The organism is Pseudomonas sp. yb_5, from assembly GCF_043103865.1.
Taxonomy (GTDB): Bacteria; Pseudomonadota; Gammaproteobacteria; order Pseudomonadales; family Pseudomonadaceae; genus Aquipseudomonas; species Aquipseudomonas putida_Y.
In genome coordinates, this window is the sequence record NZ_JBICKE010000016.1 from 22,295 (window position 1) to 35,842 (window position 13,548).

Here is a 13,548-nt window from a genome sequence, read left to right on the forward strand (position 1 = left end):
TCGATTGCTCGGGCCTGCCGGCAAGCTGGCGAGTGGCACGGACCACCCGCCTAATCATCTTGTTATGCGCCGACCACGATCGGCTTCGCCAGGTCGGGGCGCAGGGTTGCAGCGCTTTCTGGCGCCACACCGGCCTCGAACTCCGAGCGGAAGTATTTGATGGCACTGCCCAGCGGCTCGACGGCACCTGGTGCGTGAGCACAGAAGGTGCGGCCTGGGCCAAGGAAGTTGACCAGCCCCAGCAGGGTCTCGATGTCTTCGGCGCGGCCCTGGCCTCTTTCCAGTGCACGCAGCATCTTCACGCTCCACGGCAGGCCGTCACGGCATGGGGTGCACCAGCCACACGATTCGCGGGCGAAGAACTCTTCCATGTTGCGCAGCAGCGACACCATGTTGATGCTGTCGTCGACCGCCATGGCCAGGCCAGTACCCATACGGGTGCCGACCTTGGCGATGCCACCGGCGTACATTTGTGCATCGAGGTGCTCGGGCAGCAGGAAGCCGGTGCCGGCGCCGCCTGGCTGCCAGCACTTGAGCTTGAAGCCATCGCGCATGCCGCCGGCGTAGTCTTCGAACAATTCGCGCGCGGTAACGCCGAATGGCAGTTCCCACAGGCCTGGGTTCTTCACCTTGCCGGAGAAGCCCATCAGCTTGGTGCCATGGTCTTCGCTGCCTTCGCGGGCCAGCGACTTGTACCAGTCGTTGCCGTTGGCGACGATGGCCGGCACGTTGCACAGGGTTTCGACGTTGTTCACGCACGTCGGCTTGCCCCACACGCCAACGGCGGCAGGGAAGGGCGGCTTGGAGCGCGGGTTGGCGCGGCGGCCTTCCAGCGAGTTGATCAGCGCGGTTTCTTCACCGCAGATGTAGCGGCCGGCACCGGTGTGCACGAACAGCTCGAAATCGAAACCGCTGCCCAGAATGTTCTTGCCCAGCAGGCCGGCGGCCTTGGCTTCATCGATGGCGCGGTTGAGGTTCTTCGCTGCGGTGGTGTATTCGCCACGCAGGAAGATGTAGCCGCGGTAGGCCTTGAGGGCGCGGGCGCTGATCAGCATGCCCTCGACCAGCAGATGGGGCTGTTGCTCCATCAGCATGCGGTCCTTCCAGGTGTTCGGCTCCATTTCGTCCGCGTTGCACAGCAGGTAGCGGATGTTCATGGATTCGTCTTTGGGCATCAGGCCCCACTTCACGCCAGTGGGAAAGCCTGCACCGCCACGGCCCTTGAGGCCGGAGTCCTTGACGCTTTGCACGATGTCGTCGGCGGACATCTGTGCCAGCGCCTTGCGGGCTGCGGCGTAGCCGTTCTTCGATTCGTACTCGGCCAGCCAGACCGGCTCGCCGTCGTCACGCAGGCGCCAGGTCAGCGGGTGGGTTTCGGCCGAGCGCGCGATGCGGTTGGCCGGGCCGAAGGAAGTAATGGTCATACGTAACCCTCCAGCAGTTTGGAAACGCCAGCCGGCTGCACGTCACCGAAGGTGTCGTCGTCGATCATCAGCGCCGGGGCCTTGTCGCAGTTGCCCAGGCAGCACACAGGCAACAGGGTGAAACGGCCGTCGGCGGTGGTCTGGCCGAGGCCGATGCCCAGCTCGCTCTGAATCTGGCTGACCACCGACTCATGGCCGCCGATGTAGCAGACCATGCTGTCGCACACGCGGATGATGTGGCGGCCGACCGGTTGGCGGAAGATCTGGCTGTAGAAGGTGGCGACACCCTCGACGTCGCTGGCCGGAATGCCCAGCACTTCGCCGATGGCGTGGATGGCGCCGTCCGGCACCCAGCCACGCTCCTTCTGGACGATCTTCAAGGCTTCGATGGACGCCGCGCGCGGGTCCTCGTAGTGATGCATTTCGTGCTCGATGGCCGAGCGCTCGGTTTCGCTCAGGGCGAAACGGTCTGTCTGGATAAGCGTGCTGTTCATGCTTAGCGGTCCACGTCAGCCATAACGAAGTCGATACTGCCCAGATACGCAATGAGGTCGGCGACCATGCTGCCTTTGATCACCGAAGGGATCTGCTGCAGGTGCGGGTAGCTCGGGGTACGGATCCGGGTGCGGTAGCTCATGGTGCCGCCATCGCTCGTCAGGTAGTAACTGTTGATGCCCTTGGTCGCCTCGATCATCTGGAACGACTCGTTGGCCGGCATGACCGGGCCCCACGAGACTTGCAGGAAGTGCGTGATCAGGGTCTCGATGTGCTGCAGCGTGCGCTCTTTCGGCGGCGGCGTGGTCAGCGGGTGATCCGCCTTGTACGGGCCTTCCGGCATGTTGCGCAGGCACTGGTCGATGATGCGGATACTCTGGCGCATCTCCTCGACACGTACCATGCAGCGATCGTAGGCATCGCCGTTGTGGGCCAGCGGTACTTCGAACTCGAAGTTCTCGTAGCCGGAGTAAGGGCGGGCTTTACGCAGGTCGAAGTTGCAACCGGTAGCGCGCAGGCCGGCACCGGTGGTGCCCCATTCCAGCGCTTCCTTGGTGTTGTACGCGGCAACGCCGATGGTACGACCCTTGAGGATGCTGTTTTGCAGGGCGGCCTTGGTGTATTCGTCGAGACGCTTGGGCAGCCACTCGACAAAGTCCTTGACCAGCTTGTCCCAGCCGCGTGGCAGGTCGTGAGCGACGCCACCGATGCGATACCAGGCAGGGTGCAGGCGGAAACCGGTGATCGCTTCGATCACGGTGTAGGCGCGCTGGCGGTCGGTGAAGGTGAAGAACACCGGTGTCATGGCGCCGACGTCCTGGATGTAGGTGCCCAGGAACAGCAGGTGGCTGGTGATGCGGAAGAACTCGGCCAGCATGATGCGAATCACGTCGACCTTCTGCGGCACCTGGATGCCCGCCAGCTTCTCGACCGCAAGCACGTACGGCAGGTTGTTCATCACCCCGCCGAGGTAATCGATACGGTCGGTATAGGGGATGAAGCTGTGCCAGGACTGGCGCTCGGCCATTTTCTCGGCGCCACGGTGGTGGTAGCCGATGTCCGGTACGCAGTCGACGATCTCTTCCCCGTCCAGCTGCAGGACGATACGGAACGCACCGTGCGCCGAAGGGTGGTTGGGGCCGAGGTTGAGGAACATGTAGTCCTCGTTGGCACCCTGACGCTTCATGCCCCAGGCTTCCGGGTTGAAGCGTGCCGACTCCTCTTCAAGCTGCTGCTTGGCCAGGGTCAGGCTGTAGGGGTCGAACTCGGTCGCACGGGCAGGGTAGTCCTTGCGCAGCGGGTGACCTTCCCAGGTCGGCGGCATCATGATGCGGCTGAGGTGCGGGTGGCCGGCAAAGTCGATGCCGAACATGTCCCAGACTTCGCGCTCGTACCAGTTGGCGTTTGGCCAGATGCCCGTCACGGTCGGCAGGTTCAGGTCGCCTTCGCTGAGCGACACCTTGATCATCACGTCGCTGTTACGCTCGATCGACAACAGGTGGTAGAACACGCTGAAATCGGCGGCTGGCAGGCCACGGCGCTGGGTGCGCAGGCGCTCGTCGACGCCATGCAGGTCGTACAGCATGCTGTAAGGCTTGGCGACGCCGCGCAGGAAGCTGAGCACCTCTTTGAGCTGGGCGCGTTTTACCCACAACACGGGCATACCGGTGCGGGTTTCCTGGGCGACGAATGCTTCGGCGCCAAAACGGTTGTTCAGTTCGACGACCACATCCTGGTCGTCAGCCTTGTAGGGCGGAATAAAAATAGCGTTGTCCGCTGTCATGGTCTCGGTCGCTTTGGGTCAACGTTAAGAATGAAGCCAGGCCGCCGGCTCCTTCGGGAGCGGGCGGCAGGTCGCTGGATCAGACTTCGTCGGGGCTGCGCAGGTTGGTTACTGCAATGCGCTGCTCACGACGCAGGTCTTTCTGGGCTGGCATCTCGGCACGGTAAATACCTTGATCACCAACAACCCAGGAAAGCGGGCGTCGTTCTTGGCCGATCGACTCCTGCAGCAGCATCAAGCCTTGCAGGAAAGCCTCAGGGCGTGGCGGGCAGCCAGGCACATAGACGTCCACGGGGAGGAACTTGTCGACCCCCTGAACGACCGAGTAGATGTCGTACATACCACCGGAGTTGGCGCACGAACCCATGGAAATGACCCATTTCGGTTCGAGCATCTGCTCGTACAGGCGCTGGATGATCGGCGCCATTTTCACGAAACAGGTACCGGCAATGACCATGAAGTCGGCCTGCCGCGGCGAGGCCCGGATGACTTCGGCGCCGAAGCGGGCGATGTCGTGGGGTGCCGTGAAGGCCGTGGTCATTTCCACGTAGCAGCAGGACAGGCCGAAGTTGTACGGCCAGAGGGAGTTCTTGCGACCCCAGTTGACCGCACCACTCAGCACATCTTCAAGTTTACCCATGAAGATGTTCTTGTGGACCTGGTCCTCAAGCAGTTGATCGGTGACGGTTTCCCGTTCACCGACCGGGTACTGCTCGTTGGGCGCATCCGGATCGATTCTGGTGAGATTGTATTGCATGCCAAAGCCTCATTGTTTCAGCTTCGCTTGCCGCTTGCGGCGACCTTCGGGAGCCCAATCAAGTGCCCCGACGCGCCATAGGTAGACAAGACCTGCCAACAGAATTGCTATGAAAACGAGTGCTTCGACGAATCCGGTCCAGCCGCTTTCGCGGACGGACACAGACCATGCAAAGAGAAAGAGGGCTTCGATATCGAAGATCACGAACAGCATCGCGACCAGATAGAATTTGGCGGACAGGCGCAGGCGAGCGCTGCCGACGGGCAGCATGCCGGATTCGAAGGGTTCGTTCTTGGCGCGGCCCCAGGCCTTGCTACCGAGCAGGCTGGACAGGCCGAGCATGAAGGCGCACAGGCCGACGACACCCAGGAGGAAGATGGCAAAGCCCCAGTTGTGGGCGATGAGTCCTGCCGAATCGGACATGCTAGAGATCCTTATACAGAGACCCAGCTCTGCAGTCTGAAATAAGTGTAGAGCGGCGACTTGGCGTCGCACATGCAGTGACCAAATGTCGCAGCCGAATCAATCCCGCTGATTTTATGGGTAAACCTGGTGCAAGTAAAATTTCTGTCGCAAATTTATTCGTAGGATTAAGTACAAAAAACCTTCGTAACTGGCTGAGAGCCTTGAAATTCGGGCATTACGCGCGGTTTTGTCAATTATGTTTCTTGCGGACGGTAACGAATTGCAAGTTTCGTAATGATAATTAATATCATTTGGCTTGCTACCTTTGAATTTGCCTGTTCTGTGCCTTGTAAAGTTCATCTGGCGACTCCCCCTACTTGCAAATGCAAAAAACGCTTGTTCTAGCAGCTCTCGATACTGCGCGCACCGCTCTGGGTCAATACTTTATCGGTGGAGCGATGACCGACTGATGAAGCGATGGCCCATTGGTCTAGCCAGCAAGCGAGGATGATCAGGTGCAGTGCGGCGGCGAACGGGCTGGCGATGCGTTCGATGCCGATCAGGCTGTCCGAGCTCACGAGCAGGCCGGCACCGAGCACCGCCAAACCGTTGCAGGCCAAGGCGCGCCAGAGCGTGGTGTTGATGGCCGGGGCGTATATATAGAGAGCGGCGGCAGCCAGGGCGAGAATCATCAGGTCGCTTGGCAGAGGTCCTTGCTGCTGCGCTGCCTCAAGCATAGACCTGATCCTGGGTTTTGCTGGTCATGCCTTTGGATTGTAGGGGGGCATTGGTTTGGCGACAGGTATGCGGCGCCTGCGGGAGAGCGCCGCTCGCGCGGCACCGCAAACCTTGTGACAGGCACCATGTCGCCCAGACGCATTCGGATGCAGAACACCTGAAGCGTCAAGCTGATTAGTGTGAGACAAGGGCCGGGCAAGGTAGCCGAGAAATTTCAGGGGATTGGGCAATGGGTAGCCCCCCAAAAAAACAAAGGCCCAGTGCTTTCACAAGCACCAGGCCTTTGTTCTACAGCAACCCACTAGCAGTGGAACTGTTCTTCCTTGTCGCCGATCGGCCCCGCTTTTGTTTCAGGCGCCGAGGCGTACCACGTAGAGGCCGTTTTTGGTATCTGTCGGAAGCTTGAGATTGCAGGCGACAAGCGGTTGACCATTGCGTTGGCAGCGGATCCATGAGGCCATCCCGCGCTCTCCGACGAAGGCCCAGCCACTGGCGCCATAATCATGATCAGGTTTGCCGTCGCTGTTGAAGCGCAGAGTGACAAAATGGCCCTCTGGCTTTGCATTTTCATAAAGCACGGTCAGGTAAATTTTCTCGGCGTTGCCGGATCTTGCGTCAAAGGACAGATCTAACGCGGAGGCCATTACCGATGGGGTCTTTTCGACAATGACGGGTCTCCCTTCATTGAAACCGTTGTTCAGCGTGCCGTCGCTGTTAAACGACATGAGCGCGGTACCCTCATCGTAAGTGTTGATGTCGGTGCGGCACGCCAGCACGAAGTGATGATTGGAGGTTGACTGCTTGAGCAGCACAGGAAGCAGCGTGTGGCCTGGCGTATGCAGGTGCAGATAACCGCCGTCGGCAAATGTCCTGTCGATCTTGGCGTGCTCATCGAGGCGGGTCACGATGACGTGGTTCTTGAAGTCTTCAGTAGGTAAGGGCGCGTACGCCGCATAAATACCATGTTCATTCAGTGCCAGTGCCCCCAGCAGTACTGGGTCGTTGCCGTGCGCAGCGCGCCAGTAGCCTGTGCCATTGAAGTCGGTAGCCAGGTCCCCTTTCAGCGTGATTGCAACAATGTGGTCGCGCGAGCGGAAGTAGAGCACTCCGTTCCGTATGCCCGCGCCGTCGTTGTCGTGGGAAGACGAACTGCTGTCCTTGGTGGGCGATGCCAAATCGGTCGGCCAGGCATTGGTTGTGGAGCTGACCGAAGGATAAATCCGATAGGGCTTCCCGTCCTCGCCAAAACTGGTGTCGGGCTTTCCATTGGCGTGCAAGCGAACGACGATGGGGTGATATGAATTCGGGGCGTAGTTGTAGTCGCCGACCACAAATATTTGCCCAGCTTCATCCGTAATGATCTCAGACAGAAAGACCCGCAGGGCACCTTCATATTCGATCGTTGTGACACCTTGCGAACCGAATTCGGGGTCAAGCGTACCGTCAGGCTCAAGGCATAGCAGCTTGAGGGCTGTCGCGTTTCGGGGCGCCGAGGAAATAAGTGTTTTTTGAGTTGATTCGATTATCGCAATCGGGCCGAGATGGTCGTACTTTGGGTGCGAAAAACGGCCTTGCGACGCATACGCTGGGTCCAGCTCGCCAGCGTTGAGGATGGTTGGCATGATGCGACTCCTGTTTGGGGGAGTCGCTAGCCTCTCAGAAGGTGTGGGACTGAAAAACTGGCAATAATACTAGGCTCTGCATGAGAAGAGCCCATTAGCCCTGGCTGTTTTCCGTGGTCTTTGCGGAGAAAGCATGGCCCTGATCATGGATTTCGCTATGGCTTGTATCGACAAGCATTGTGGCAAAACAAAAGCCCGGAGCTTTCTCAAGCCCCGGGCCTTTGTTCAAAGGCAACCCACTATCAGTGGAACTGCTCTTCTTCGGTCGAACCGGTCAGTGCAGTCACCGACGAAGCGCCACCCTGGATCACAGTGGTCATGTCGTCGAAGTAGCCAGTGCCCACTTCCTGCTGGTGCGCCACGAAGGTGTAGCCCTTGTTGGCGTCAGCGAATTCCTGCTCCTGCAGCTTCACGTAGGCGGTCATGTCGTTGCGGGCGTAGTCGTGCGCCAGGTTGAACATGCCGTGCCACATGTTGTGGATGCCGGCCAGGGTGATGAACTGATGCTTGTAACCCATGGCCGACAGTTCGCGCTGGAACTTGGCGATGGTGGCGTCGTCCAGGTTTTTCTTCCAGTTGAAGGAAGGCGAGCAGTTGTAGGACAGGATCTGGTCCGGGTACTCCTTCTTGATCGCCTCGGCGAAGCGGCGGGCTTCGTCCAGGTCCGGCTTGGCAGTTTCACACCAGATCAGGTCGGCGTACGGGGCGTAGGCCAGGCCGCGGGCAATGGCCTGGTCGAGGCCGGCGCGGACCTTGTAGAAGCCTTCACGGGTGCGCTCGCCAATCACGAACGGCTGGTCGTACGGGTCGCAGTCGCTGGTCAGCAGGTCGGCGGCGTTGGCGTCGGTACGGGCCAGGATGATGGTCGGTACGCCCGATACGTCAGCGGCCAGGCGAGCAGCCACCAGCTTCTGTACGGCTTCCTGGGTGGGTACCAGTACCTTGCCACCCATGTGGCCGCATTTTTTTACCGAGGCCAGTTGGTCTTCGAAGTGCACGCCGGCGGCGCCTGCTTCGATCATGTTCTTCATCAGCTCGTAGGCGTTCAGTACGCCGCCGAAACCGGCTTCGGCGTCGGCCACGATTGGCGCGAAGTAGTCGATGTAACCTTCGTCGCCCGGGTTCTTGCCGGCTTTCCACTGGATCTGGTCGGCGCGGCGGAACGCGTTGTTGATGCGTTTGACCACGGTCGGTACCGAGTCGACCGGGTACAGCGACTGGTCAGGGTACATCGACTCGGCCGAGTTGTTGTCGGCGGCAACCTGCCAGCCGGACAGGTAGATGGCCTGGATGCCGGCCTTGACCTGTTGTACAGCCTGGCCGCCAGTCAGGGCGCCCATGCAGTTGACGAAATCTTTGTCGGGGCGGAAGGACGGGTGGGCACCTTCGGTGACCAGCTTCCACAGTTTTTCTGCACCCTGACGGGCAAAGGTGTGCTCAGGTTGCACGGAGCCACGCAGGCGAACGACATCGGCGGCGGTGTAGGTACGGGTCACGCCTTTCCAGCGCGGGTTCTCGGCCCAGTCTTTCTCGAGGGCTGCAATTTGCTGTTCGCGTGTCAGTGCCATGGAAATAAACCTCGTCGCATCGATCTTGGGTTAATTGTGCTGATGCTCTGGGCAGATCAGGTGCCTGGCGGCTGTCCTGTTCGCAGGGGTGCGGCGGCGAACGAGAAGGCTCGAAGGGGAAGGTTGGGCAGGCCAGGCGAAGGTGCGCTCCGGCAGGTCGGCTCGTGGTTGCCTTGCTGCGGTGCTACGCGATTGCCAGTACTGCGGTGATGCGCTTCCGTCCCTCGGGACAACTTCTTCGTTGCAGTCGCAATCCCGTCGAACCGCCTTGTGGGCCGTATAGACACGAGGCGCCTCCTGGGGTGGAAGGAGCGCGCCCCGAAGGCCCTTGCCAGGGCCCCTGATTAGCGGGAGCGAGGCCATCATGCCCTTGGGAAAAAGACCCTGTCAAATGTTTTGTAGTGCTTTTTTGTCCTTACTACATCTTTGGTCTAATGCGACTTGGCAGTCAGTTTCAAGGCCTTTGGTCGAAGCCTTGAATTGCCTGGGATCAGTCGACAAGGTCGACTTTGACACGCAATGTCATGTTTTCACCCCGTTGGGTGCTGTACGTATGGCTTGACGCGCTGCGGTCGGCTTGGCTCTGCTGGTTGAACCCCGCCAGGGTGATCCACTCGCCGAGCTTGCCAGTGACTGTCGTGTCGGTACTTTGTACTTTCACTACATCTGCACGTTCATGGCTGATGCGGTCATTATTGCTGCTTATTTGCAGACGAACCGTTTCGCCGCTCAGGCTCGGGATTACGTAGAAGCCTTGGGTCACGTTGCGGTATTCGGTGTTGCTCTGAATGCGCCCATAGCCGTCTGTGCTGGTGCTGGTAATGGGGATGCTCTGGCCCACCTGGATCAGTGCCGGTTGCCCTTCGCTGGCTTGTACCTGCTGCATCCCGCCATCGCGGTTGCGGGTGCCGTAGTGAATGACGCGTGCGTTGCCGCGGTTGTCCTGGAAATTGCTATCGTTGTTGTCGACGCTGATCAGCAGGCGCTTGGGCGCGGTATCCAGTTGTTGCAACAGGGCGCGCAGGTCGTCGATGCGCTCGGGGCTGGCGTTGACGATCAGTTTGTTCTCGAAGGCGCTGATCGTGCCGTCCTTGCCGATGAAGGCCTGCAGGGCGGGCAGCAGTTCGGCGCTGCTGCGATGCTGAAGTGGCACCACCTCGGTGGCGGCATGGGTGGTGAGGCTGGCAACCAGCAACAGGGAGGCGAAAAGGGGGCGTAGCGGCATGTCCATGATCTCCGCAGGTGGAACCAACATGATGGCAAATTTGCTGACTTTTTGCCGGATCCGGATCACGCCGGCGCGGTTGCAGACGGTCGTATTATCCTGATTTATCTTGTAGGCTATAAATTATAGTAGGCAAGATAATTGAGGTTAATTGCATGTCTCCCGTTCGCCCGCTCCTACGCCGTAATCAGTTGGCCAACGCACTGGCCCAAGACTTGGCCGGCGAGTCGTTGGTCGATTACAGCTCGGGCATGTTCCTGGCCGCGCCCCGGCGTACGGGCAAGAGCACCTTCCTCAACAACGACTTCATACCGGAATGCGTACAGCGCGGTTGGCTACCGGTTTACGTCGACCTGTGGTCGGATCGCGACGCCGCCCCTGCGCAGCTCATCAGTGGCGCCATCGGTACTGCGCTGGCCAGATTCGAAGGTGCGCTGGCCAGGACTGCGAAAAAGGCCGGTATCGACAAGGTCAACCTGCTGCGCACCCTGAGCTGGGATTTCACCCGCCCGCAACTGCCGGCGGGTACTACCTTGGCCCAGGCGCTTGCCGTGTTGCATCAAGTGTCAGGGCAGCTGGTAGTGCTGATCATCGACGAGGCTCAGCACGCCCTTAACAGTGAAGATGGCCTCAATGCGATGTTCGCGCTGAAAGCCGCGCGTGACCACCTTAACCGTGGGGACCGTCCGGACGGCTTGCGCCTGGTGTTCACGGGCTCTAGTCGCGACAAGCTGGCCAACCTGGTACTCAAGAGCAAGCAGCCATTCTTTGGTGCCAGCATCACGCCCTTTCCGTTGCTGGGGCGTGAATATGTCGAATTCATCACCGCCCTGTGGAACCGTCGCCTGGCCGACAGTAACCAGTTCAAGGTAGAGGACCTGGCATACGCGTTCGAACTGGTCGGCCGGCGCCCGGAAATGCTCAACAAACTGTTGGCCGAAGTTAGCGTCGGCCTGGGTGAGGCGGGCAACCTGGGTGAACTGCTGCGCAATGGGGCGCTGAATCATCAAGCCGGGGTGTGGAGTGACTACGAAAGCGCTTGGAACGAACTTACGCCGTTGCAGCAGGCAGTGCTAGAGGTCATGGCCGAGCGCACGCTGGGCCGGCAGCCGTTTTCCCCGTTTACCGAGCAAACCCTGGTAGAGGTCAGCCGCAAGCTGGAGCAGGCCCAGGCGGTAGCCAACGTCAACACGGCAAACGTACAGAAGGCCCTTGATGCCCTGCGCGACAAGGAGCTGGTATGGAAAGCCAATCGTGGCGAGTACGCGTTGGAAGATACTTCCATGGCCGAATGGCTCGCCCGCGACCAGGCAGTTGCCAGCCACAGGTGAACCTTTGAGATGCCCCGTAAGTCGCACTCACAGGGAGCGCGTGGGGTGATTGCATGAACGGTGTCCTGATCTTGCTGTTATGGCTTTGCAGTCTTGGTGCACAGGCTGCAGCGGACACGCTGCGCATCAAGCAGCTGCAGCGTTGCGGTGAGCGGGTGTTGAACTGGAGCTGGGGCATTCACCGGGTCGGGGCACGCAATGTGAAGGGTGATGAGGTCGATTCGCTGGTGCGCTCCGGGCTGGCGATGAGCGGCTACGCAAGCGCCACAGTTCCAACATCGACATGCGCGTGGATGTCAGTGCTGCTGCCTGCATACGCCCAGTGTCAGCCGAGGCTGCGCATTGCGGCACGTCGTACGCAACACCCTTGGTGACTGCCACTGTGGCGACGATGCTGTCGATCAACCCGGCACTTACCCCGGAACAGGTGCGCATGCTGTTGCGGCGCAGTGCCTTGACCCTGGGCGTCGAACAGGATTTCGAAGCGATGGATGCCGAAGACCTGACGGCGCCGATCCGGTCGCCTGAACGACCCGGATCTGGGCCGTTCGGCGCGCCTGGACATGCAGCGTGCGCTGGACCTGGCCGTGCAGAGCCTGGAACGTGTGCGTTGAGCGGTGGCCGCTTTTCGACAAATTCCGTAACATCCCGCCCCTCGTTTTTAAATCGTCCTCCGGACTGAACCACAGGAAGCCCATGAAGCCCGCCCGACTACGCGCCGACCTGCTCGCCGGCCTCACCACCTCGTTCGCCTTGGTCCCCGAGTGCATCGCCTTTGCCCTGGTGGCCCACCTCAACCCGCTGATGGGCCTGTATGGCGCGTTCATCATTTGTACCCTGACGGCGCTGTTCGGCGGGCGGCCGGGGATGATCTCCGGCGCTGCCGGCTCGATGGCGGTGGTGATCGTCGCGCTGGTGGTGCAGCACGGCGCGCAGTATCTGCTGGCGACGGTGCTGCTGGGTGGCGTGGTCATGATCCTGTTCGGCGTGCTGCGCTTGGGCAAGCTGGTGCGCCTGGTGCCATACCCGGTCATGCTCGGCTTCGTGAACGGTCTGGCCATCGTCATCGCCATGGCTCAGCTGGAGCATTTCAAGGACGGCGAACACTGGCTCACTGGCACGCCGCTGTACCTGATGGTCGGCCTGGTGGCGCTGACCATGGCGGTGGTTTATGTGCTGCCGAAACTGACCCGCGCGGTGCCGCCGGCTCTGGTGGCGATCCTCGGTGTCGGCCTGCTGGTGTACTTGCTCGGGCTGCCTACCCGCACCCTGGGTGACATGGCGCACATCGCTGGTGGCCTGCCTGGGCTGGCCCTGCCGGATGTGCCCTGGAATCTGGAAACCCTGAAGATCATCGCCCCTTATGCGGTGCTGATGGCTATGGTCGGCCTGCTGGAAACACTGCTCACCCTCAACCTGACCGATGAAATCACCGAGAGCCGTGGCTTCCCGGACCGCGAGTGTGTGGCACTGGGCGCTGCGAACATGGTGTCGGGCCTTTGCGGCGGCATGGGCGGCTGCGCGATGATCGGGCAGACGGTGATCAACCTCAGCTCCAATGGCCGAGGCCGGTTGTCGGGCGTAGTGGCCGGTGTGATGATTCTGCTGTTCGTGCTGTTCCTGTCGCCGCTGATCGAGCGTATTCCACTGGCAGCGCTGGTCGGGGTGATGTTCGTGGTGGCCCAGCAGACCTTTGCCTGGGCGTCGTTGCGGGTGTTGCACAAGGTGCCGGTAAATGATGTGCTGGCGATCATTGCGGTGACCGTGGTCACGGTGTTCACTGACCTGGCCATGGCGGTGCTGTTCGGTATCATCATCGCGGCGCTCAACTTTGCCTGGCAGCATGCGCGCGAGCTGTATGCCGACACCCATGAGGACGCGGGGGGCGGCAAGCGTTATCAGTTACATGGCACGCTGTTCTTCGCCTCGACCACCTCGTTCCTCAACCAGTTCGACACGGCCGGGGACCCGGCCCAGGTCACGCTGGATTGCCAGCATTTGAGCTTTGTCGATTATTCGGCGGTTGCGGCGCTGAAAACCCTGCGCGAGCGCTATGCCAAGGCGGGCAAGCATTTGCGCGTGGTGCATTTGTCGGATCGGTGCAAGAAGCTGTTGAAGCGGGCGGGCGAGCAGCACTGAAAATTGTTGGTGTCTGTGCCGGCCTCTTCGCGGGTAAACCCGCTCCTACGAGGGATCGCAT

10 protein-coding genes and 2 pseudogenes are annotated in these 13,548 nt (G+C 60.5%); 3 read left to right on the forward strand and 9 right to left on the reverse strand.

Features of this window, described 5'->3' with window-relative positions:
- Positions 1-62 precede the first annotated feature (62 nt).
- The 9 genes and pseudogenes from nuoF to ACF8GF_RS02035 form a co-directional block, all read right to left on the reverse strand.
- On the reverse strand, positions 63-1,424 hold the full coding sequence (nuoF, locus tag ACF8GF_RS01995; RefSeq protein WP_020192000.1) for an NADH-quinone oxidoreductase subunit NuoF: 1,362 nt from the start codon (positions 1,422-1,424) through the stop codon (positions 63-65).
- A complete protein-coding gene (gene nuoE, locus ACF8GF_RS02000) occupies positions 1,421-1,918 on the reverse strand; it encodes an NADH-quinone oxidoreductase subunit NuoE (RefSeq protein WP_003251433.1) in 498 nt (165 codons plus the stop codon). The genes nuoF and nuoE overlap by 4 nt, the downstream gene beginning before the upstream one ends.
- A gap of 2 nt (positions 1,919-1,920) precedes the next feature.
- Entirely contained in the window at positions 1,921-3,702 is a 1,782-nt protein-coding gene (gene nuoC, locus ACF8GF_RS02005) for an NADH-quinone oxidoreductase subunit C/D (protein ID WP_021783221.1), read from the reverse strand.
- A gap of 79 nt (positions 3,703-3,781) precedes the next feature.
- Positions 3,782-4,459 carry an NADH-quinone oxidoreductase subunit B family protein gene (locus tag ACF8GF_RS02010; protein WP_176682215.1) on the reverse strand — a complete coding sequence of 226 codons (678 nt, stop codon included), beginning with the start codon at positions 4,457-4,459 and terminating at the stop codon, positions 3,782-3,784.
- Between the two features lie 9 nt (positions 4,460-4,468).
- Positions 4,469-4,882: an NADH-quinone oxidoreductase subunit A gene (locus tag ACF8GF_RS02015; protein ID WP_003251427.1), complete on the reverse strand. Its 414-nt coding sequence runs from the start codon at positions 4,880-4,882 to the stop codon at positions 4,469-4,471.
- Between the two features lie 383 nt (positions 4,883-5,265).
- Positions 5,266-5,523: pseudogene (locus ACF8GF_RS02020) on the reverse strand (lysoplasmalogenase family protein); the annotation flags it as partial.
- A 429-nt stretch (positions 5,524-5,952) separates the two neighbouring features.
- On the reverse strand, positions 5,953-7,224 hold the full coding sequence (locus tag ACF8GF_RS02025; RefSeq protein WP_176682217.1) for a delta-60 repeat domain-containing protein: 1,272 nt from the start codon (positions 7,222-7,224) through the stop codon (positions 5,953-5,955).
- A 242-nt stretch (positions 7,225-7,466) separates the two neighbouring features.
- Positions 7,467-8,792: an isocitrate lyase gene (aceA, locus tag ACF8GF_RS02030; protein ID WP_176682218.1), complete on the reverse strand. Its 1,326-nt coding sequence runs from the start codon at positions 8,790-8,792 to the stop codon at positions 7,467-7,469.
- Positions 8,793-9,282: 490 nt separating this feature from the next.
- Entirely contained in the window at positions 9,283-10,047 is a 765-nt protein-coding gene (locus ACF8GF_RS02035) for a secretin N-terminal domain-containing protein (protein ID WP_392488432.1), read from the reverse strand.
- Positions 10,048-10,172: 125 nt separating this feature from the next.
- Here ACF8GF_RS02035 and ACF8GF_RS02040 point away from each other — a divergent pair, with 125 nt between their 5' ends.
- From ACF8GF_RS02040 to ACF8GF_RS02050, 3 genes and pseudogenes are all read left to right on the forward strand, one after another.
- Entirely contained in the window at positions 10,173-11,348 is a 1,176-nt protein-coding gene (locus tag ACF8GF_RS02040) for a hypothetical protein (protein WP_209967153.1), read from the forward strand.
- A gap of 146 nt (positions 11,349-11,494) precedes the next feature.
- Positions 11,495-11,962: pseudogene (locus tag ACF8GF_RS02045) on the forward strand (S8 family serine peptidase); the annotation flags it as partial.
- An 82-nt stretch (positions 11,963-12,044) separates the two neighbouring features.
- A complete protein-coding gene (locus tag ACF8GF_RS02050; protein WP_021783216.1) occupies positions 12,045-13,487 on the forward strand; it encodes a SulP family inorganic anion transporter in 1,443 nt (480 codons plus the stop codon).
- Positions 13,488-13,548 lie beyond the last annotated feature (61 nt).